Here is a 20005-nt window from a genome sequence, read left to right as displayed (position 1 = left end):
AATTCGAACCATGAAGCAAGCAATTCAGGTCGGCGTGGTGATGGGCTCGAACTCCGACTGGGAGACGATGCGCAATGCGGTCGAGATTCTCCAGCAATTCGACATCACCCACGAAGCCCGGGTGGTCTCGGCCCACCGGATGCCCGACGAACTGTTCGCCTACGCCGAGAGCGCCGCGCCGCGCGGTCTGGCCGCGATCATCGCAGGCGCCGGCGGCGCCGCCCACCTGCCCGGCATGCTGGCGGCCAAGACCACGGTGCCGGTGCTCGGCGTGCCGGTGGCGAGCCGCCACCTGCAGGGCGTGGATTCTCTCTACAGCATCGTCCAGATGCCCAAGGGGGTGCCGGTGGCGACCTTTGCCATCGGCAACGCGGGTGCCGCCAATGCGGCCCTGTTCGCGGTGGCGATGCTGGCCGTGGGCGATCCGGCGCTGCGCGCACGGCTCGACGAGTTCCGGCGCCAGCAGACCCGCGCCGCCGAAGCCATGACGCTGCCACCGGGCGAGGCGCCCGCGGTGTCGCCGTTCTCGCCGCAGGGCGGAGGCGCGCTGTGAGCGTCGTGCTGCCAGGCGCCACGCTCGGCGTCGTCGGCGGCGGCCAGCTCGGGCGCATGTTCGTGCACGCGGCCCAGTCCATGGGCTACTTCACGGCGGTGCTCGACCCCGACGCCGACAGCCCGGCCGGCCGCGTGAGCCATCACCACATCCATACCGACTACGCCGACGTCGACGGGCTGGCGCGCCTGGCCGGCCTGGCCGATGCCGTGACCACCGAGTTCGAGAACGTGCCGGCGCCCTCGCTGGAGCATCTCGCGGTGGCGCGCCCGGTGGCGCCGGCCGCGCAGGCGGTCGCCATCGCGCAGGACCGGATCCGCGAGAAGGCGCATTTCGTGGCCTGTGGCGTCGAATGCGCGCCCTATGCCGTGATCGAGAGCGAGGCCCAGCTGGCCGCAGTGCCGGCCGACCTGCTCCCGGGCATCCTCAAGACCGCACGCCTGGGCTACGACGGCAAGGGCCAGCGCCGCGTGTCCACGCGCGCCGAGCTCGAATCCGCCTGGGCCGATGCCTCCGGCGTGCCCTGCGTGCTCGAGAAGCTGCTCGGCCTCGACTTCGAATGCTCGGTGATCGTCGCGCGCGGCGCCGACGGCCAGATGGTCAACTTCCCGGCCCAGCGCAACCTGCACCGCGACGGCATCCTGGCCGTCACCGAGGTCCACCCGCGCAGCATGCCCGAGGCCACGGCGCGCCGCGCCGTCTCGGCGGCCCGCTCGGTGGCCGAGGGGCTGGGCTACGTCGGCGTGCTGTGCGTGGAATTCTTCGTGCTCGGCGACGGCCGGCTGGTCGTCAACGAGATGGCGCCCCGCCCGCACAACAGCGGCCACTGGACGCTGGACGGCAGCGACGTGTCGCAGTTCGAGCTGCAGGTGCGCACCCTGGCCGGCCTGCCGCTCAATCCGCCGCGCCAGCACAGCGTGGCGATCATGCTCAACCTGCTGGGCGACCTGTGGTTCGTCGACGGCGACACGCCCGAGCCACCGCGCTGGGCCGACGTGCTCGCGCTGCCCGGCACCCACCTGCACCTCTACGGCAAGACGGAGGCGCGGCGCGGCCGCAAGATGGGCCACCTGAACATCACGGGCGAGGACATCGACGCGGTGCGCAGCACGGCCGATTTCGCGGCCGCGCTGCTCGGGCTGCCGATCCCGCTGTCCGAGTAGCCGCCGCGTCATGATCCTCGACGGCACATCGCCCGCGGCCATCGACCAGGCGGCACGGACCCTGCGCGACGGCGGCCTGGTGGCCTTCCCGACCGAGACGGTCTACGGCCTTGGCGCCGACGCATCGAGCGACGCTGCGGTGGCCGGCATCTTCGCGGCCAAGGGCCGTCCCAGCGACCATCCGCTGATCGTCCACGTGGCCGCCGGCGCGCGAGGCACCGAGGCCCTGGCCCATTTCGCGCGGCCGTTGCCGGACTTCGCCCAGAAGCTGGTGCGGGCCTTCTGGCCCGGCCCGCTGACGCTGATCGTCGAACGCCAGCCCGGCGTGGCGGCGGCCTCGGCCGGAGGCCAGGACACCATCGGCCTGCGCTGCCCCGCGCATCCGGTGGCCCAGGCCCTGCTCGCGGCCTGTGCCGGGCTCGGCGTGCACGGTCTCTCGGGGCCGAGCGCGAACCGCTTCGGCCGCGTGAGCCCCACCACCGCGGCCCACGTGCAGGAGGAATTCGGCGACGAACTGCTCGTGCTCGACGGCGGCGCCTGCGAAGTCGGCATCGAGTCGACCATCGTCGACTGCAGCCGCGGCGCGCCGGTGCTGCTGCGCCCCGGCGCGATCACGCGCAACCAGATCGAGGCCGCGGGCGGCGAGCCGCTGCGCAGCAAGGAAGTGCTGGGCGCGCCCGACCCGCGTGCCTCGGGCACGCTCGAGGCCCACTACGCGCCGAGCGCCAAGGTTCGCCTGATGGATGCGAAGGCGTTGCAGACCGGGCTCGACGTGCTCGGCGCCAATGCCGCGAACATCGCCGTCTGGTCGCGTACCGTGCTCAGCAGCCGTTCGCAGCGCATCGTCCAGCGTCGCATGCCCGACGATGCCGCGGCCGCTGCGCAGCAGTTGTTCGCGGTGCTGCGGGATTTCGACGCCCAGGGCGTCAAGCTGATCTGGGTCGAGATGCCGCCGGCCGACGCCGCCTGGGAAGGCGTGCGCGACCGGCTCACGCGGGCCGCGGCGGCCTGACTGCGCGGTTCAGGCCGGCGGCGGGCCGCCGGCAGCGAGGTCCGTACTTCAACCGCCGGCTGCCAGGACGCCCGCAAAGAAGCCGCGCGCCGCCGCCATGCAGAAGGGCGGAACCAGCGTGCCGTGGTAGGCCTGCACCACCGCCTGCGCCTGTTGCGTCGGGTCGGTGCCGGCGGCGTTCGCGGTGTTGATCTTGGCCTGCGCGAAGCCGGCCCGGGCGGTCGAATAGGCATCGGTGGCGGCGACGTCCTCGAGATCGACCACCGTGAGCGCGCTCGCCGGCATGCCGCGGGCGCGGTAGTAGCCCGAAGTGGCACGGGTGCTCGCGAAGTTGACCGTCGGATCGTTGGCGCCGCCGCACATCAGCATCGGCCGCGTCGGCAGCCAGCTGCGCTGGTCGTTCGCGACTGCCGCCTTGCGGAAGCCCAGCAGCGGCTGGCAGCCGAGCGGCGAGGTGGTCGAGAGCGACGCGGCGCTCACGGGCAGCGCGTTGCCCGGGCAGGGATTGGCCTGGATGTCGTTGAAGGCCTGCGTGAGGTAGCTCTGGCGCACCAGGTTGTTCGGCGCGTAGAACAGTGCCAGCGACGGGCTCACAGGCCCCGGCACCGCGTTCGGCGGATAGAGCGCGAGCGGCGGCAGCTTGCCCGTCGTGTAGAGCGCGGTGGTCGGCGTCAGCGTGGTCGGCAGCAGGGTGTCGATGCCGGTGGCGTACTGGGCTTCGTAGATGTCGCCGGTGGCCGTGTAGACGTTGCCGAACTGCTTCTGCCAGCTGGTCGAGAGCATCGGCGTGAACAGCGTGGCGCCGAGCGCGGGCCAGCCGCTGAAGCTGTAGTCGGCCAGCAGGCTGATCGCACCCGGCGCCGACAGCGGCGCCGAGGCCGTCACGGTCTGCGAGGTGGCCTGCAGCTCGCGGTGCGCGGCCAGCGCGACGTAGCCGCCCTGCGAGTAGCCGGTGACGAACAGCGAGCCGGCGTCCTGGGTCTCGATCAGCGGGAAGGTCCGGCGCGCCGCGGTCAGCGCATCCACCGCGTCCTTGCCCTGCTGGGTGCCGTTGAGATACGGGTGATAGGGCAGCGGCGACTTGTCGTAGCCGGCGTAGTTGGGCGCCACCACGATGTAGCCCTGGGCCGCGAACATCGCCGCCACGATCACGCCTTCGGCCGAGGCCGGCTGGTTCGGATCGGTCCAGCGCGCGATGTTGTAGTCGCGTGCCGCATTGGTCCCGTGGGCATAGAGCACCACCGGGCGCGGTCCGTTGCAGGCCGCATCGGTGCCCGAGGGCACCATGATCGCGGCGGTGGCGGTGGTGGCTTCGTTCTGGCCCCCGACGGTGCGGTATTCGAGGTAGCGCACGTCGACGCCGCACTTCGGGTCGCCCGCCACCTGGCGCAGCGCCTTGCCCTGCGAATTGGCCTGCAGCAGGGTGGAGAACTCGCTGGCCGTGATGCGCTGGATGCGCTCGGGCGGGATCGTGACCACCGAGCCGCGCCCGGTGTCGGCCGTGACCGGCAGGTTGAAGGAAGAGCCGCCGCCTCCGCCACCGCAAGCGGAAAGCAACAGGGCCGTGCCGGCCAGCGCGAACGCCGGGAGTTTGTTCATGAAAGTTGTCTCCTGCGGTGATTTGGACCGGCGCTCATTGTGAAGAGCGGCCCGCGCACACGCAATCGGCATTGACCTACATGACGCGATGAGGTCAGTGGTCGATCGAAGCCCAGTCGACCAGGGCGTCGAAGGCCGGGCGCGCCGCGACGGCGTTGGCGTGGTTCGCGATCGCCACCACCACCCAGCGCCGGCCGCTCGCGCCGTGCACGTACCCGGCCACACCGGCGGCATCGCGCAGCGTGCCGGTCTTCAGGTGCGCCGCGCCGCCCGAGCGCAGTGCGCGCTTGCGCAGGGTGCCGTCGACGCCGCTGGCCGGCAGCGAGGCCACGAGTTCGGGCATCTGCGGCGAGCGCCAGGCCACCTGCAGCATCTTGGCGAGCGCGGCCGCGCTGATGCGCTCGTCGCGCGACAGGCCCGAGCCGTTGTCGAACACGGGCTGGCCCTCGCCGGTGCCGACGCGGTCGTTCCACCACTGGCGGACCGTGGCGCGGGAGGCTTCGAGCGTGCCGCGCTTCTTCTGCTGCAGGCCCAGCGTGAGGAACAGCTGCTGCGCCATCACGTTGTTGCTGTACTTGTTGATGTCGCGGATCACTTCCGACAGCGGCGGCGAACCGGCTTCGAAGGCGGGCCGGAGCGCGGGCGGCACCTGGCCGTCGCGCACGCGGCCCGAGAGCCGGCCGCCCATCTCGCCCCAGAGCCCCGCGATCGCGCGCGCCGCGTAGCCGCGCGGATCGGCATAGGCCACCGACCAGGTCTTCTCGCCGCAGGCCGCCGGATAGCTGCCGGTGAAGGCGAGCCGCGCCGGGTCGCCGAACTCGCCGCCCAGGGTGCTGCGCCAGTCGCCGCATTCGCCGGCCGAAAGCGGCACCGTGGCCGGCATCGCGACGCCGGCCAGCGCGGGCTCGTAGGCAACCTGCGCCACCTGGGCGGCCGGGTTCGGCACGAAGGTCATCACGACCGACTTGAAGTTGATCAGCAGCGCGTCGGGCGCTGCGTTGTAGGGCCGCTGGCCTTCGCCGTCGAAGGCATTGGGGTCGCTCTCGGCGATCTCGAAGGCGCTGCGGTCGAGCACGATGTCGCCACGGATCGACTGGATGCCCAGCCCCTGCACGCGGCGCAGCAGCAGCCACAGGCGTTCGATCACGAGCTTGGGGTCGCCCTGGCCGCGAATGTAGAGATTGCCTTCGAGCACGCCGTCGCGCACCGGGCCGTCGACGTAGACCGCCGTGTTCCAGGTGTAGGCCGGCCCGAGCAGGTCGAGTCCCGCGTAGGTGGTGACCAGCTTCATGATCGAGGCCGGGTTCACGGGCACCTGGGAGCGCCAGGCCAGGCGCGGGGGCCGCACGCCGTCGGCATCGACCACCAGCATCGTCACGGCGTCGCGCGGCACCTTGGCGCGCGCGAGTGCGGCGTCGACCTCGGGCGGCAGGCTCTGCGCCGACGTGACGGTCGGGACGGCGGCGGCTGCAGCCAGCGCGAGCGCGAACAGGGCGGACGCAATGCGCCCGCGGACGCCGCGGAACGGACACGAGGCAGGCGGCACGGGAGACAGGGCGAGGGGCATGCGCGGATTATCCGGGCCGGGGCCCGGCGCCCTGCCGGGCGGCAGCGCGTTGCGCCCGCAAGCTCGATAATCGCCCGATGCCCGCCTCCCGCTTTTCCGACCGCACCGTCGGCATCTTCGCCGCCGTGGTCACCGTGGTGGTGTGGACGGCCTTCATCGTGGTGGCGCGGGCCTCGGCCAGCCGTTCGCTGGCGCCGATGGACATCGCCTTCGCGCGCATCTGTGGCGCCAGCCTGGTGCTGATGCCCTGGGGCGCATGGCTCGTGATGCGCGCACGCGCCGAGGGCCGCGACGCGCCCGGTTCCTTCTTCGGGCTTTCGCCGCTCGGCTTCCGGCTGACCGCGAGCGCCGGCGTGTTCGGCGGCCTGGCCTACGCGCTGCTGGCCTATACCGGCTTCTTCTTCGCCCCCGCCAGCCATGCCTCGGTGCTGCTGCCCGGCAGCCTGCCGCTGTGGACCACGCTGCTCGCGGCGGTGGTCCTGCACGACCGCGTGACACCGCTGCGCGCGCTCGGCCTGGGGCTGATCGTGCTGGGCGACCTGTTCGTGGGCGGCGCCAGCCTGCTGCATGCGCTCGACGGCGGCGAGCTCTGGAAGGGCGACCTGCTGTTCATGGGCGCGGCCTTCTGCTGGGCCTGCTACAGCATCATCGTGCGCCGGCACGGCCTCGACGCGGTGCGCGCGACGATCGCCATCACCGTCTTCGCCTTCATGACCTTCGTGCCGACCTATGCCGTGCTGGCCGCCGCGGGTGCCGTCACCAGCCGGCTCGCCACCGCGCCGCCCGGCGAGATCGCCTTCCAGCTGCTGTTCCAGGGCATCGGCTCGGTGGTGGTCTCGGGCATCGCGTTCACGCGGATGGTCCAGTACTTCGGCCCGGTCCGCACGACCATGATCACGGCGCTGGTGCCGGGCCTGTCGGCACTGGCCGCCGTGATCTTCCTCGGCGAGCCGCTCTACTGGAACCTGCTGGCCGGGTTGCTGCTGGTCACGGCCGGCATCCTGTTCGGCGTCCAGCGCAGCCGTGCGATGCCGGCGGTGGCGCCAGCCGGCGTGGCGGTGGCGGGAGGGCGGCTCGATGGCTAGGCTGCTGGCCTTCGACACCAGCACCGAGGCGATGTCGATCGCGGTGCAGAACGGCGATCGCGTGGTCGAGCACAGCGGCGCAGGCGGCGCGCAGTCCTCCGCCAGCCTCATTCCGCTGATCCAGCAATTGCTGGCCGAGGCCGGCCTGGCGCTGGCCGATCTCGACGCCATCGCCTTCGGCCGCGGGCCGGGCTCCTTCACCGGGCTGCGCACCGCGTGCTCGGTGGCGCAGGGCCTGGGCTACGGCGCCGGCGTCCGGCTGCTGCCGATCGACACGCTGCATGCGGTGGCCGAGGAGGCCCGCCATCGCTTCGGCACCCAGCGCGTGATGGCCGTGCTCGATGCGCGCATGGACCAGGTCTATGCGGCCGGCTACGACTTCGGCATCGATCTCCCGACCAGCGAGGCCGAGCTGCTCGCGCCCGAAGGGCTGGTGCTGCCCGCGGGCTGGGCGCTGGCCGGCAATGCCTTCGCGGCCTACGGCGAGCGCCTGCCGCACGGTTGCGCGCGCCACGAGGTGCTGCCCACCGCCGCCGCCATGCTGCGGCTGGCGCCCGCGCTGCTGGCCGCCGGCCGCACGGTGGCGCCGGCCGAGGCCGGGCCGCTCTACGTGCGCGACAAGGTGGCGCAGACCACCGAGGAACGGGCGGCACTCAAGGCCGGGGCCCTGCTGGCGGCGGAGCCGGAGTCACCGCGATGAGCGCCGTGCTGCAGCAGCCGCGCGAGGCGCGGCTCGAGCCGATCACGATCGATCGCATTCCGGCGGTGTGCGCGGTCGAGCGGAGCGCCTTCAGCCACCCCTGGACGGCCGCCAACTTCACCGATTCGCTGGCCGCCGGCTACCACTGCCAGTGCCTGGTGGTGCCGGCCGCCGACGGCATCGACACCGCGCCTGCGCCGCACGGCGCCCGCGCGCTCTTCAGCCGGGCGCTGGCGCGCGCGCACGCCAGCGAGACGCTGATCGGCTACTTCGTGGCCATGAAGGGCGTCGACGAGGTTCATCTGCTCAACATCACCGTGGCGCCGGCCTTCCAGGGCCAGGGCTGGGCGCCGCTCATGCTCGAGGCGCTCGCCGGCTGGTCGCGCGGCCAGAATGCGCAGTGGCTGTGGCTCGAGGTGCGGGCCAGCAACCTGCGCGCGCTCGCGGTCTACGAGCGCAACGGCTTCCGGCGCGTGGGCATGCGCAAGGGCTACTACCCGGCCGAAGGCGCCACGCGCGAGGACGCGATCGTCATGAGCCTGCGGCTGCAGGAATCGGGCAGCGCCTGGGGCGGGCTCAAATGAGTCGCCGCGACAATCGCCGACATGACTGACGCACTCAACCTCGACGCGCGCCAGCGCGCCATGCTCGACGAGATGGGCATCAAGCTGTTCTGGTGGCGCCAGGCCGAGGCGCAGCCGGGTCCGGCCCTGCCTCTCGAGCCGGCTGTCGAGGCAGCCGGCGTTTCGCCGCCGCGCGCGGAAGTGCGCCCGGTGCCGGTCGTCGCCGCATCGCCCGCCGTCACGGCGCCTGCGCCAGTGCCCGCATCGGCCGAGGCGCCACCCGCCACCCCCCGGACCGCCATCCCCACGCAAGGCGCCGGCGTGCTGGCCGAATCCCCGCGCCGGATCTGCGGCGATGCCTCGGCACCGCGCGAAGGCGGCTGGCTGATCGTCGCCGACATGCCGCCCGGCCTCGACGGCCGCCACGGCGACCCGTTCGAGGGCGACGCCGGCCGGCTGCTTCACAACATGCTCGGCGCGCTCCAGCTGCATGGCGGTGCCGTGCCGGTCTACCTGATGCGCACCCACCGCGGGGTCGCCTCGGGCCAGCCGGGCAGCCCCCGGCCGGCCGAGGCCGCGCTGGCCGACGACGTGGCGGCGCTGGCGCCGCGCGTGCTGCTGGCGCTCGGACCGCTGGCGGCCCAGAGCCTGCTGCAGCTTGCCGAGCCGCTCGGCAAGCTGCGGGGCCGGGTCGTGCCGATTGCGCTCGCCGGGCTGCCGGCGCTGCCGGTCGTGGCCTCCTATCACCCGGCCTACCTGCTGCGCAATCCGGCCGACAAGGGCCGTGCCTGGGCCGATCTCTGCCTGGCCGCCGAGCAGGTGGCGCCCGTGGTGGCCGAGCGGCCGCAGGCGGCCACCTAAAATCGCATCCATGACCTTCCTGGACAAGCTGCGCGCCGCCGAGCGCCAAAACGGCTCGCTGCTGTGCGTCGGACTCGACCCCGAACCGACCAAGTTTCCCGCCTCGCTGAAGAACGACGCCGGCCGGATCTACGACTTCTGCGCCCGCATCGTGGACGCCACCGCCGACCTCGCCATCGCCTTCAAGCCGCAGATCGCCTACTTCGCGGCCCATCGTGCCGAGGCCCAGCTCGAGCAGCTCATGGAGCACCTGCGCCGCAACGCGCCCCAGGTGCCGGTGATCCTCGACGCCAAGCGCGGCGACATCGGTTCCACGGCCGAGCAGTACGCGCGCGAGGCCTTCGAGCGCTACGGCGCCGATGCGGTCACGCTGTCGCCGTTCATGGGCTTCGATTCGGTCGAGCCCTACCTCCGGCACCAGGGCAAGGGCGCCTTCCTGCTCTGCCGCACCAGCAATCCGGGTGGCGCCGACCTGCAGGGGCAGCGCCTCGCCGGCATCGAGGGCGAGCCCTTTTTGTATGAGCATGTTGCAAGGCTGGCCCAGGGCCCCTGGAACCTCAACGGGCAGCTGGGCCTCGTGGTCGGCGCCACCTACCCGGCCGAGATCGAGCGCGTGCGCGCGCTCGCGCCCACGGTGCCGCTGCTGATCCCGGGCGTCGGCGCCCAAGGCGGCGACGCGGTGGCCACGGTGCGCGCCGGGTGGCGAGCCGATGCGCCCATCGTGGTCAACTCATCGCGCGCCATCTGTTACGCCTCTTCGGGGTCGGACTTCGCCGAGGCCGCGCGGCGCGAGGCGATCCGCACGCGCGACGGCCTCGAAGCCGCCAAACCCTAGCGACATTTCGCGGCGTCTGGCGGTTTTTGCCTGTGTCAAGTGACGTAAAAAGTCACATTTCCTCACAGTTGTTGTACTAAGGTCTTCTCTTACAGTCCTCACCGACCGGCCGAACGCCGGGCACGGCATTTGCCTTGAGAAGAGCGGCGCCAACGCGTCGAGGAGTGAGGAATCCATGGTGGAAGACATCGCGACCGGCCGCGTTTCAGCGGCCGACGAGAGCGTGCGCGTGCACGACATCCCCCCGGCGCTGCCCGCGGGACCGACCGCTTCCCCGGCAGCCGTCGGGCGGTCCGAAGCGAAGCTCGCGGCGGCGCTGGCAGCCTCGGCGGCGCTTGCCGCCTGCGGCGGCGGCGGTGGTGGCTCCAACACGGCGGGCCTGGCGGCGCTGGCCGCTGCCGGCTCCGGATCGACGGCTCCGGCTGCCGGATCGCTGACCGCGTTGAACAACACGGCCACCGCGCAAGGCTACGTCTACACGCAGGCCAAGACCGACGACGAGGCGGCGCGCTTCCTGCTGCAGGCGCAGTTCTCGGCCACGGAGGCGGAGATCGCCGCGGTGCGCGCCAAGGGCTACCTGCCGTGGCTGGGCGAGCAGGTCGACATGGCGCCGACGGAGACCGGCTGGAACTGGCTCAACGCCAAGCCCTACGGAACGGCCAACAGCGACCACATGATCTGGAACCAGCTCATGAGCTCGCCCGACGGCTTCCGCAAGCGCATGGCGCTGGTCTTCACCGAGATCTTCGTGGTCTCGCGCAACGACCTCGGCTCGTCCTGGCCCGAGCACATGATGGCCCAGTACTGGGACATGATGGTCGCGGGCGTCACGACCAACTTCCGCAAGCTGCTCGAGGACGTCACGCTGAATCCCGCGATGGGCTTCTACCTCAACACGCGCGACAACCAGAAGGAGAACGCGCAGGGCCGCCAGCCGGACGAGAACTACGGCCGCGAGGTCATGCAGCTCATGACGATCGGCCTCGTCAAGCTCAACCAGGACGGCACGCCGATGCGCGGCGCCGACGGCCTGCCGCTCGACTCCTACACGCAGGACGACGTGACCAACATCGCGCGCGTCTTCACCGGCTACGGCCTCAACATCGCGTCCAGCGAGCAGGGCGGCTTCCAGGTACCGAACCAGACCTATTCGGTCGAGACCAATGCCTGGACCCAGCGCCCGATGGTCCTGACCGAGAACAAGCACTCCACGCTGGAAGCCAAGTTTCTCGGCACGACGGTGCCGGCCGGCACCAAGGGCGCACCGGCGCTGAAGATCGCGCTGGACGCCCTCTTCAACCATCCGAACGTCGGCCCGTTCATCGGCAAGCAGCTGATCCAGCGGCTCGTGACCAGCAACCCGAGCCCGGCCTACGTGGCACGCGTGTCGGCGGTGTTCGCCGACAACGGCGCCGGCGTGCGCGGCGACATGAAGAGCGTGTTCGCGGCCGTTCTGCTCGACAACGAGGCGCGCAGCCCGGCCGGCCTGACTGATCCCGAGTTCGGCCGGCTGCGCGAGCCGATGCTGCGGCTGGCGCAGTGGGCGCGCAGCTTCGGCGTCGCCTCCGCCAAGGGCACCTGGAAGGTGGATGACACCTCCGACCCCGCCGGCCGCCTGGGCCAGAGTCCGCTGCGTTCGCCGTCGGTCTTCAACTTCTTCCGTCCGGGCTACGTGCCGCCGTCGACTGCGCTGGCGGCCGAGGGCAAGTCCGCACCCGAGTTCCAGCTGGTCAACGAGACCAGCGTCGGCGGCTATCTCAACTACCTGCAGAGCGTTCTGGTCAATGGCTACGACAGCAAGGACGTGTTCCCGGCCTATGCGGTCGAGAAGTCGCTGGTGAACGATCCGGCCGCGCTGGTTCGCCGGCTCAACCTGGTCCTGTGCGCGAACCAGCTGTCCGCCCCCACGGTGTCGACGATCACCACGGCGATCTCCACGCCCGCGTTCACGACCACCACCACCGACGCGGCCAAGCTCAATCGGATCTACGCGGCGGTGCTGCTGGTGATGGCCTCCTCCGAATACCTGATCCAGAAATAGGCCCCACCATGCATCTGATCGACCCCAAGGGCCATTCGCGCCGCGCCTTCCTGCAGCGCTCCGGTTCGCTGGCGCTGGCCGGCAGCGCGATGCCGTTCGCGCTCAGCCTGTCGGCCATGAGCGAGGCCGCCGCGCAGACCGCCACCGACTACAAGGCGCTGGTCTGCGTCTTCCTGTTCGGCGGCAACGACTACGCGAACACGCTCGTCACCTACGACGACGCCAGCTACGACAAGTACAGCACCATCCGCGGCGGCGGTGCGGGCCGGACGGCGGGCGGCGTCGCGCTGGCGAAGGCGGCGCTCGATGCCACCAAGCTGGACCCGATCCTTGCCGGCGGCCGCCAGTACGCCCTGCATCCGTCGATGACGAGGATGAAGGGCCTGTTCGATGCCAAGTCGATGGCGGTGCAGATGAACGTCGGGCCGCTGGTGGTGCCGCTCACGCGCGCGCAGTACAACAACAGCAACAAGAAGGTGTTTCCGCAACCGCCCAAGCTGTTCTCGCACAACGACCAGCAGTCGACCTGGCAGTCGTCCTCGCCCGAGGGCTCGACCATCGGCTGGGGCGGCAACGTCGGCGACCTGGTGCTGAACCAGAACGGCAATTCGCTGTTCACCTGCATCTCGGTGGCAGGCAACGCGGTCTTCCTGTCGGGCGACAACACGCTGCAGTACCAGGTCAGCTCCGGCGGTGCGGTGCGCATCAACAGCATCAGCCCGGCCAGCGGAGCGAATCTCTACGGCTCGAGCACGGTCAAGGCCGCGATGCAGGCGCTCAGCCAGCAGACGCGCTCGCACCGTCTGGAGAACGAATACAACAAGGTCACGACCCGCGCGGTGAAGGCCGAGGAAACCGTGACCTCCGCCATCGGTGCGCCCTACGCGACCGGCACATTCACGGCCGGCAACGGCCTCGCGAGCCAGCTCGCCATGGTGGCGCGGCTGATTCGCGGCCGGCAGACGCTCGGCAGCAAGCGCCAGGTGTTCTTCGTGTCGATGGGCGGCTTCGACCTGCACGACAACCTGATCAACAGCCAGGTCGGGCTGATGACCCGCCTCAGCGACGCCCTGGCCGATTTCCAGGCCCAGATGGTGGCGCAGGGGCTGGCCAACAACGTCACGGCCTTCACCGCCTCCGACTTCGGCCGCACGCTGGCCTACAACGGCGACGGCAGCGACCACGGCTGGGGCAGCCACCACTTCGTGGTCGGCGGCGCGGTCAAGGGCGGGGCGCTCTACGGCACGCCGCCGGTGGTGAGCATCAACAACGACTCGAAGCTCGAAGGCTGGGAAGGCCATGTGGGCCAGGGCCGGCTGATTCCGACCACCTCGGTCGACCAGTACGCGGGCACGCTGGCCAAGTGGTTCGGCGTCTCGGACGCCGATCTCGCGGGCATCCTGCCGAACCTCAAGAACTTCGGCGGCAACACCAACGGCATCGACTGGCCCAAGGACGTCGGCTTCATGGCAGCCGCCTGAGGCCCTCCCGCCATCCAGGACCGGCTCGGGGCCTCAGGGCCTTGCGGCTGCCGCTCCAAGCCGCTCCGACACCTGGCCCGCACACGCCCTGAGCGCGCGCGCGACCTCGCCGTCCCAGGCGGTGTCGAAGATGGCGGCCGGGCCGATCGCCGTGAGCGCGAGCACGATCGCGCCCGTGGGATCGAAGACGGGCGCCGACATCGCATTCACGCCCGGCAGGATCTCGCCTTCGGAGCGGCTCAGCCCGTGTGCGCGCACCTCGTGCAACTGGGCCTCGAAGCGCTTCCAGTCGGGCAGGGGCTGCGCCGGCGGCATGCCGCGCTGCGCGGGCGCCACCGCGCCCCTGCGTTCGCGCTCGCGTTCCTCGTCGAGCATCCGCTCCACGACCCCGGCATCGAGGTAAGCGCCGAACAGCCGGCCCGAGGCCGTGTGGGTCAGCGAGAACACGGTGCCGTGGCGCATGTTCACGTGCAGCGGCGCCGGCGACTCGGCGATGCGCACGATGGTGGCGCCGCGGTCGCCCCAGACCGCGATCGCCACCGTGTGGCCGATCTCCCGGGCCAGCTCGGCGATCAGCGGCGTTGCGATGTGGACCGGGTTGGCCTGCTGCAGGCTGATCAGGCCCAGTTGCAAGGCGAGCGGTCCGAGCAGATAGTGGCCGCTGGCGCGGTCCTGCTCGATCAGGCCCAGGCGACCGAAGCTGACCATGTAGGGGTGCGCCTTGGCGGGCGACATGTCGGCCTCGCGCGCGAGGTCCTTGAGCGCCATCGGCCGGCCGTGGTGGACCAGGGCACGCAGCAGCTGCCCGCCCACCTCGATGCTCTGGATGCCGCGTTGGGCCCGGTCGGAGTCAGCCGCCACAGGAGTTCCGTAATTCGTTGATACAGAAGGCATTAGACATTAACTGATCCTGGAATTACACTGCCGTCATTCGTCCCACGCGAATCGATTAACTTTAGACAAATTACCGGAGACCGCGATGAGCCAAGTCAAGAAGTTCGCCAGCCAGGCCGACCTCGAGGAAAAGAAGGTCACCTTCAGCCAGATTTCCGAGCACGCCTGGGCCTACACGGCCGAAGGCGACCCCAACACCGGCATCGTCATCGGCGACGACGCCGTGCTGGTGGCCGACACGCAGGCCACCCCGGCCATGGCGCAGGACGTCATCCGCCGCATCCGCGAGGTGACCGACAAGCCCATCAAGTACGTGGTGCTCACGCATTACCACGCGGTGCGCGTGCTGGGCGCCAGCGCCTATGGCGCACATCAGATTCTGGCCAGCCAGGACACCTACGACCTCATCGTCGAACGCGGCGAGCAGGACAAGGCCAGCGAGATCGGCCGCTTCCCCCGGTTGTTCGCGGGCGTCGAGACCGTGCCGCCCGGCATGACCTGGCCGACCATGACCTTCACCGGCAAGATGACGCTGTGGCTCGGCAAGCTCGAAGTGCAGCTGCTGCAGCTCGGCCGTGGCCACACGAAGGGCGACACGGTCGTCTGGCTGCCCGGCGAGAAGGCCCTGCTGTCGGGCGACCTGGTCGAGTTCGGCGCCACGCCGTATGCGGGCGACGCCTATTTCAAGGACTGGCCGCAGACGCTGGACAACCTCGCCGCGCTCAAGCCCAGGGCGCTGGTGCCGGGCCGCGGCGCCGCGCTGACCACGCCCGAGGACGTCGCCAAGGGACTGACCGAGACGCGCGACTTCATCGCCGACGTTTATGCCAACGTGCAGAAGGGCGTCGCCGCAGGCAAGGACCTGAACGCGATCTACAAGGACACCTTCGCCGCGCTCAAGCCCAAGTACGGCCACTGGGTGATCTTCGACCACTGCATGCCCTTCGACGTGACGCGCTGCTACGACGAGGCGACGAAATACACCGATCCGCGCATCTGGACCGCCGAGCGCGACATCGAGATGTGGAAGGCGCTCGAGAGCTGAGGCCATGCAGGGCTCGTCCGCAACGACCGCCGCGGCGCCGGTCGACTACCAGACGCTGCGCTTCGACTACCGGCACCACCCCGACCAGGACGCGGCCGCGCCCGCGCGCCACCCGGTGGTGGTGGTCGGCGCCGGGCCCGTCGGCCTCGCGCTCGCCATCGATCTCGCGCAGCGCCGGGTGCCGGTGCTGCTGCTCGACAACGACTGCACGCTGTCGACCGGCTCGCGCGCCATCTGCTTCGCCAAGCGCACGCTCGAGGTATTCGACCGCCTGGGCTGCGCCGAACGCATGGTCGCCAAGGGCGTGTCGTGGCAGCGCGGCCGCGTCTTCTTCGGCGAGGAACAGGTCTACGGCTTCGACCTGCTGCCCGAGACCGGCCACGAACGCCCGGCCTTCATCAACCTGCAGCAGTACTACGTCGAGGGCTTCCTGGCCGAACGCGCGGCCGAGCTGCCGCTGATCGACATCCGCTGGAGCAACAAGGTGGTCGGCATCACGCAATCGGCCGACCATGCGCTGCTCGAGATCGAGACGCCCGAGGGCAACTACCGCATCGCGGCCGATCACGTGGCGGCGTGCGACGGATCGCGCTCCAACCTGCGTCAGCTGCTGGGCCAGGAGGCCAAGGGGCGCGTGTTCCGCGACCGCTTCCTGATCGCCGACGTCACGATGGACGCCGATCTGCCGACCGAGCGGCGCTTCTGGTTCGATCCGCCCTTCCATCCGGGCCAGAGCGTGCTGCTGCACAAGCAGGCCGACGGCATGTGGCGCATCGACTTCCAGCTCGGCTGGGACGCCGATCCGGTGGAGGAGCGCAAGCCCGAGCGCATCCTTCCGCGCGTGCGCGCGCTGCTCGACAGCATCGGCCACGCCGGCGTGCGCTTCGACATCGGCTGGGCCAGCGTCTACACCTTCGCCTGCCAGCGCATGGAGAGCTTTCGCCACGGGCGGGTGCTCTTCGCGGGCGATTCGGCCCACGGCGTCTCGCCCTTCGGCGCCCGTGGTGCCAACTCCGGCGTGCAGGACGCCGACAACCTGGCCTGGAAGCTGGCCGCCGTCTGGCGGGGCGAAGCGCCCGAGGCGCTGCTCGACAGCTATGCCGGCGAGCGCGAGTACGCGGCCGACGAGAACATCCGCCATTCGACCCGCGCCACCGACTTCATCACGCCCAAGAGCGAGGTGAGCCGGCTGTTCCGCGACGCGGTGCTCGAGCTCTCGAAGCACCATGCCTTCGCGCGCGCACTGGTCAACAGCGGCCGGCTGTCGGTGCCGGCCACGCTGGCCGATTCGCCCCTTAACACCCCCGACGAGGACGCCTTCGAAGGCCGCATGGTGCCGGGCGCCGCAGCCGCCGATGCGCCCCTGGCCGACGAGGGCGGCCGTGCCGGCTGGCTGCTGCGCGCCCTGTGTCCAGACGGCAACGACGCCGACGAGACCCGCTTCACGGCGCTGGTCTTCGGCGAGGGCGAGCCGGCCGCGCGGAGCCTCGGTGCGCTGCGGGAGTCCGGCCTGCCGCTGCACGTGGTCCGGGTTCCTGTCACCGGCGCCGGAGAACTGGCTGCCAGACGCTACGACGCCAGGCCCGGCACCGTCTACCTGCTGCGCCCCGACCAGCACGTGTGTGCGCGCTGGCGCGATCCCACGCCCGCCGCGCTGCGAGCCGCGCGCGACCGGGCGCTCGCAAGGAAGGCCTGAACACCATGCCGACACTGCTGATCACCACGCCGAACCTCGAGGCGCCCGACGATTTCTACGAGGCGCTGATCGAGACCCACCAGGGCCTCTCGACCGAAGAGAGCCATGCGCTCAACGCACGCCTCGTGCTGCTGCTGGCCAACCACGTCGGCTCGACCGAGGTGCTGCGCCAGGCGCTCGCCGCGGCCCGATCCAACGACAACCCAGGGACCCATCGATGACGACGACCCCCGCAACCTCCGCCGACGCGCGCCGCTACCAGAGCGGCTTCGGCAACGAATACGCGACCGAGGCCGTGCCGGGCGCGCTGCCGCAAGGCCGCAACAGCCCGCAGCGCGCGCCCTTCGACCTCTACCCCGAGCTGATCTCGGGCACCGCCTTCACGGCGCCGCGCCACGCCAACCGCCGCACCTGGATGTACCGGCGCCAGCCCTCGGTGGTGGCGGGCCGCTACCAGGCCTATGCCCAGCCGCACTGGACCACCGGCGGCGCCCGCGAGATCGCTCTGCCGCCCGAGCCGATGCGCTGGGCGCCGATCCCCTTCGAGGGCGACGCGGCCGACGCCGATTTCGTCGACGGCATGCGCACGCTGGCGGCCAACGGCGATGCCGAGGCCCAGAGCGGCATCGCGGCGCATGTCTACCTCGCGGGCCGCTCGATGCAGCGCCGCGCCTTCGTCAACGCCGACGGCGAGATGCTCGTCGTGCCGCAGCAGGGCCGACTCGTGATCACGACCGAGATGGGCGTGCTGGAAGTGAAGCCCGGCGAGATCGCGCTGCTGCCGCGCGGCATGGTGTTCAAGGTCGACCTGCCGGATTCGGAAGCCGGCGCGGGCCCCTCGCGCGGCTATGTCTGCGAGAACTACGGCGCCCAGTTCCGCCTGCCCGAGCTGGGCCCGATCGGCTCCAACGGCCTGGCCAACGCGCGCGACTTCCAGGCGCCCGTGGCGGCCTTCGAGGACGGCGGACCGCATGAATACCGGCTGATCAAGAAGTCGAGCGGGCGCCTGTGGTCGACGCCGACCTCGCATTCGCCGTTCAACGTGGTCGCCTGGCACGGCAACCTCGCGCCCGTGAAGTACGACACCGCGCACTTCATGACCATCGGCTCGATCAGCTTCGACCATCCGGATCCGTCGATCTTCACGGTGCTGACCTCGCCCAGCGACACGCCCGGCACCGCCAACTGCGACTTCGTGATCTTCCCGCCGCGCTGGCTCGTGATGGAAGACACCTTCAGGCCGCCCTGGTACCACCGCAACCTCATGAGCGAGTTCATGGGGCTGGTGTATGGCGAATACGACGCCAAGCCCGGCGGCTTCAAGCCCGGCGGCGCCAGCCTGCACAACTGCATGGTGCCGCACGGGCCCGACGAGGAAGCCTTCGAGAAGGCGAGCCACGGCGAGCTCGCGCCGAGGAAGCTCGACAACACGCTGGCCTTCATGTTCGAGAGCCGCTTCCGTTTCATCCCCACCGCCTACGCGATGCAAAGCCCGGCGCTCGACAACGACTACGCCGACTGCTGGGCCGGCCTCAAAGACCAGTTCAAGCCATGACCACCTCCATCGACGCCACCCACGACCTGAAACTGCGCAGCTGGGTCGCATCCGCCAACGAGGCCGGCTGCGACTTCCCGATCCAGAACCTGCCCTTCGGCCGCTTCAGCCATGGCAACGACGCGAGCCCGCGCATCGGCGTCGCGATCGGCGACCGCATCCTCGACCTGCGCCGCGCGGGCCTGGTCGACAGCGACGACATGAACGCGCTGATGGCTGCCACGCCCGAGAAGCGCCAGTCGCTGCGCGCGCTGATCTCGCGCGGGCTGGCCGAGGGCAGTTCGCGCCAGGGCGAATGGGAGTCGGCGCTGGTCGCGCAGTCGCAGGTCACGATGCACGTGCCCTGCCGCATCGGCGACTACACCGATTTCTATACCAGCGTGCACCACGCGACCACGGTCGGCAAGCAGTTCCGCCCCGACAATCCGCTGCTGCCTAACTACAAGTGGGTGCCGATCGGCTACCACGGCCGCGCCTCGTCGATCGGCGTCAGCGGCCAGCGCTTCAAGCGGCCGCAGGGCCAGACCAAGGCGCCGGGCTCGGACCCGGCCGGGGCGCCCGACTTCGGGCCGTCGAAGCGGCTCGACTACGAGCTCGAGCTGGGCTGGTTCGCGGCCCAGGGCAATGCGCAGGGGGAGCCGATCGGCATCGCCGACGCCGAGGCGCACCTGTTCGGCGTCACGCTCTTCAACGACTGGTCGGCACGCGACATCCAGGGCTGGGAATACCAGCCGCTCGGGCCCTTCCTGTCGAAGAACTTCGCCAGCACGGTCTCGCCCTGGCTGGTCACGACCGAGGCGCTGGCGCCGTTCCGCGCCGCCTTCGAGCGCCCGGTCGAGGACCCGCAGCCGCTGCCGTACCTGGATTCGCAAGCCAACCGCGCGCAGGGCGCCTTCGACATCGAGCTCGAGGTGCTGCTGCAGACCGCGAAGATGCGAGAGGCCGGCGAGGCCCCGGTGCGGCTGTCGCGCACCAACACCCGGCGCGCCGCCTACTGGACGCCCGCGCAGCTGATCGCCCACCACACGGTCAACGGCTGCAACCTGCAGCCCGGCGACCTGCTGGGCTCGGGCACCCTCTCGGGCCCCGAGGCCGGCGAGGCCGGCTCGCTGATGGAGCTGAGCGGCGGCGGCAAGAAACCGATCAGCCTGCCCAACGGCGAGCAGCGCACCTTCCTCGAGGACGGCGACACGCTCGTGATGCGCGGCTGGTGCGAGCGCGCGGGCTCGGTGCGCATCGGGCTCGGTGAGGTCAGCGGGACGGTGCTTCCCGCGGCCTGACAGCTGCTGCGGGGCCGGCGCGGGAGACAATGACGCGCCGGCAAGGCAGCCGACTCTGCCGGCCGATCTTCCGAA

The 20005-nt window shown here is 70.9% G+C and carries 18 protein-coding genes; 15 read left to right on the top strand and 3 right to left on the bottom strand.

Annotation, left to right across the window (positions count from 1 at the left end; all coding sequences use genetic code 11):
- The first annotated feature begins 10 nt into the window (after positions 1 to 10).
- The 3 genes from purE to QTH87_RS16690 are packed head-to-tail and all read left to right on the top strand — an operon-like array spanning position 11 to position 2728.
- A complete protein-coding gene (gene purE / locus QTH87_RS16700; RefSeq protein ID WP_286610726.1) occupies positions 11 to 553 on the top strand; it encodes a 5-(carboxyamino)imidazole ribonucleotide mutase in 543 nt (180 codons plus the stop codon).
- The gene (locus tag QTH87_RS16695) at positions 550 to 1716 is read left to right on the top strand and encodes a 5-(carboxyamino)imidazole ribonucleotide synthase (RefSeq protein ID WP_286610724.1); all 1167 of its coding nucleotides are present in this window, start codon (positions 550 to 552) and stop codon (positions 1714 to 1716) included. Before purE ends, QTH87_RS16695 begins: the two co-directional genes overlap by 4 nt.
- A 10-nt stretch (positions 1717 to 1726) precedes the next feature.
- Entirely contained in the window at positions 1727 to 2728 is a 1002-nt protein-coding gene (locus QTH87_RS16690) for an L-threonylcarbamoyladenylate synthase (RefSeq protein ID WP_286610722.1), read from the top strand.
- Between the two features lie 48 nt (positions 2729 to 2776).
- Here the strand turns inward: QTH87_RS16690 and QTH87_RS16685 are convergent, their stop codons facing one another.
- A complete protein-coding gene (locus tag QTH87_RS16685; protein WP_286610720.1) occupies positions 2777 to 4327 on the bottom strand; it encodes an alpha/beta hydrolase family protein in 1551 nt (516 codons plus the stop codon).
- Positions 4328 to 4421: 94 nt separating this feature from the next.
- The gene (dacB, locus tag QTH87_RS16680; RefSeq protein ID WP_286610718.1) at positions 4422 to 5894 is read right to left on the bottom strand and encodes a D-alanyl-D-alanine carboxypeptidase/D-alanyl-D-alanine endopeptidase; all 1473 of its coding nucleotides are present in this window, start codon (positions 5892 to 5894) and stop codon (positions 4422 to 4424) included.
- Between the two features lie 77 nt (positions 5895 to 5971).
- Between dacB and QTH87_RS16675 the strand changes: the two genes are divergently transcribed.
- From QTH87_RS16675 to QTH87_RS16645, 7 genes are all read left to right on the top strand, one after another.
- On the top strand, positions 5972 to 6979 hold the full coding sequence (locus QTH87_RS16675; protein WP_286610716.1) for a DMT family transporter: 1008 nt from the start codon (positions 5972 to 5974) through the stop codon (positions 6977 to 6979).
- A complete protein-coding gene (gene tsaB / locus QTH87_RS16670) occupies positions 6972 to 7679 on the top strand; it encodes a tRNA (adenosine(37)-N6)-threonylcarbamoyltransferase complex dimerization subunit type 1 TsaB (protein WP_286610714.1) in 708 nt (235 codons plus the stop codon). Before QTH87_RS16675 ends, tsaB begins: the two co-directional genes overlap by 8 nt.
- A complete protein-coding gene (gene rimI, locus QTH87_RS16665) occupies positions 7676 to 8263 on the top strand; it encodes a ribosomal protein S18-alanine N-acetyltransferase (protein ID WP_286610712.1) in 588 nt (195 codons plus the stop codon). Before tsaB ends, rimI begins: the two co-directional genes overlap by 4 nt.
- Positions 8264 to 8284: 21 nt before the next feature.
- The gene (locus tag QTH87_RS16660; protein ID WP_286610710.1) at positions 8285 to 9103 is read left to right on the top strand and encodes a uracil-DNA glycosylase family protein; all 819 of its coding nucleotides are present in this window, start codon (positions 8285 to 8287) and stop codon (positions 9101 to 9103) included.
- A gap of 10 nt (positions 9104 to 9113) precedes the next feature.
- The gene (gene pyrF, locus QTH87_RS16655) at positions 9114 to 9938 is read left to right on the top strand and encodes an orotidine-5'-phosphate decarboxylase (RefSeq protein ID WP_286610709.1); all 825 of its coding nucleotides are present in this window, start codon (positions 9114 to 9116) and stop codon (positions 9936 to 9938) included.
- Positions 9939 to 10113: 175 nt separating this feature from the next.
- The gene (locus QTH87_RS16650; protein ID WP_286610707.1) at positions 10114 to 11979 is read left to right on the top strand and encodes a DUF1800 domain-containing protein; all 1866 of its coding nucleotides are present in this window, start codon (positions 10114 to 10116) and stop codon (positions 11977 to 11979) included.
- A gap of 8 nt (positions 11980 to 11987) precedes the next feature.
- Entirely contained in the window at positions 11988 to 13460 is a 1473-nt protein-coding gene (locus QTH87_RS16645; protein ID WP_286610706.1) for a DUF1501 domain-containing protein, read from the top strand.
- A 33-nt stretch (positions 13461 to 13493) separates the two neighbouring features.
- On the opposite strand, the gene QTH87_RS16640 is transcribed toward QTH87_RS16645, so the two are convergent.
- Positions 13494 to 14354, bottom strand: coding sequence for an IclR family transcriptional regulator (locus QTH87_RS16640; protein ID WP_444812798.1), 861 nt, complete (start codon positions 14352 to 14354; stop codon positions 13494 to 13496).
- Between the two features lie 85 nt (positions 14355 to 14439).
- On the opposite strand from QTH87_RS16640, the gene QTH87_RS16635 reads away from it, so the two are divergent.
- The 5 genes from QTH87_RS16635 to fahA are packed head-to-tail and all read left to right on the top strand — an operon-like array spanning position 14440 to position 19930.
- Entirely contained in the window at positions 14440 to 15399 is a 960-nt protein-coding gene (locus QTH87_RS16635) for an MBL fold metallo-hydrolase (RefSeq protein ID WP_286610703.1), read from the top strand.
- 4 nt (positions 15400 to 15403) lie between these two features.
- Positions 15404 to 17095, top strand: a complete 1692-nt coding sequence (locus QTH87_RS16630) for an FAD-dependent oxidoreductase (RefSeq protein WP_286610702.1) — start codon at positions 15404 to 15406, stop codon at positions 17093 to 17095.
- Between the two features lie 5 nt (positions 17096 to 17100).
- On the top strand, positions 17101 to 17316 hold the full coding sequence (locus tag QTH87_RS16625; protein ID WP_286610700.1) for a DUF2783 domain-containing protein: 216 nt from the start codon (positions 17101 to 17103) through the stop codon (positions 17314 to 17316).
- Positions 17313 to 18650: a homogentisate 1,2-dioxygenase gene (gene hmgA, locus QTH87_RS16620; RefSeq protein ID WP_286610699.1), complete on the top strand. Its 1338-nt coding sequence runs from the start codon at positions 17313 to 17315 to the stop codon at positions 18648 to 18650. The genes QTH87_RS16625 and hmgA overlap by 4 nt, the downstream gene beginning before the upstream one ends.
- Positions 18647 to 19930, top strand: coding sequence for a fumarylacetoacetase (fahA, locus tag QTH87_RS16615; protein WP_286610698.1), 1284 nt, complete (start codon positions 18647 to 18649; stop codon positions 19928 to 19930). Before hmgA ends, fahA begins: the two co-directional genes overlap by 4 nt.
- Positions 19931 to 20005: the final 75 nt, after the last annotated feature.

The sequence above is a fragment of the Variovorax jilinensis genome (assembly GCF_030316885.1).
Taxonomy (GTDB): domain Bacteria; phylum Pseudomonadota; class Gammaproteobacteria; order Burkholderiales; family Burkholderiaceae_C; genus Variovorax; species Variovorax jilinensis.
The sequence above is the reverse complement of the archived record's forward strand: the minus strand, read 5'-3'. Positions and strand labels throughout refer to the sequence as shown.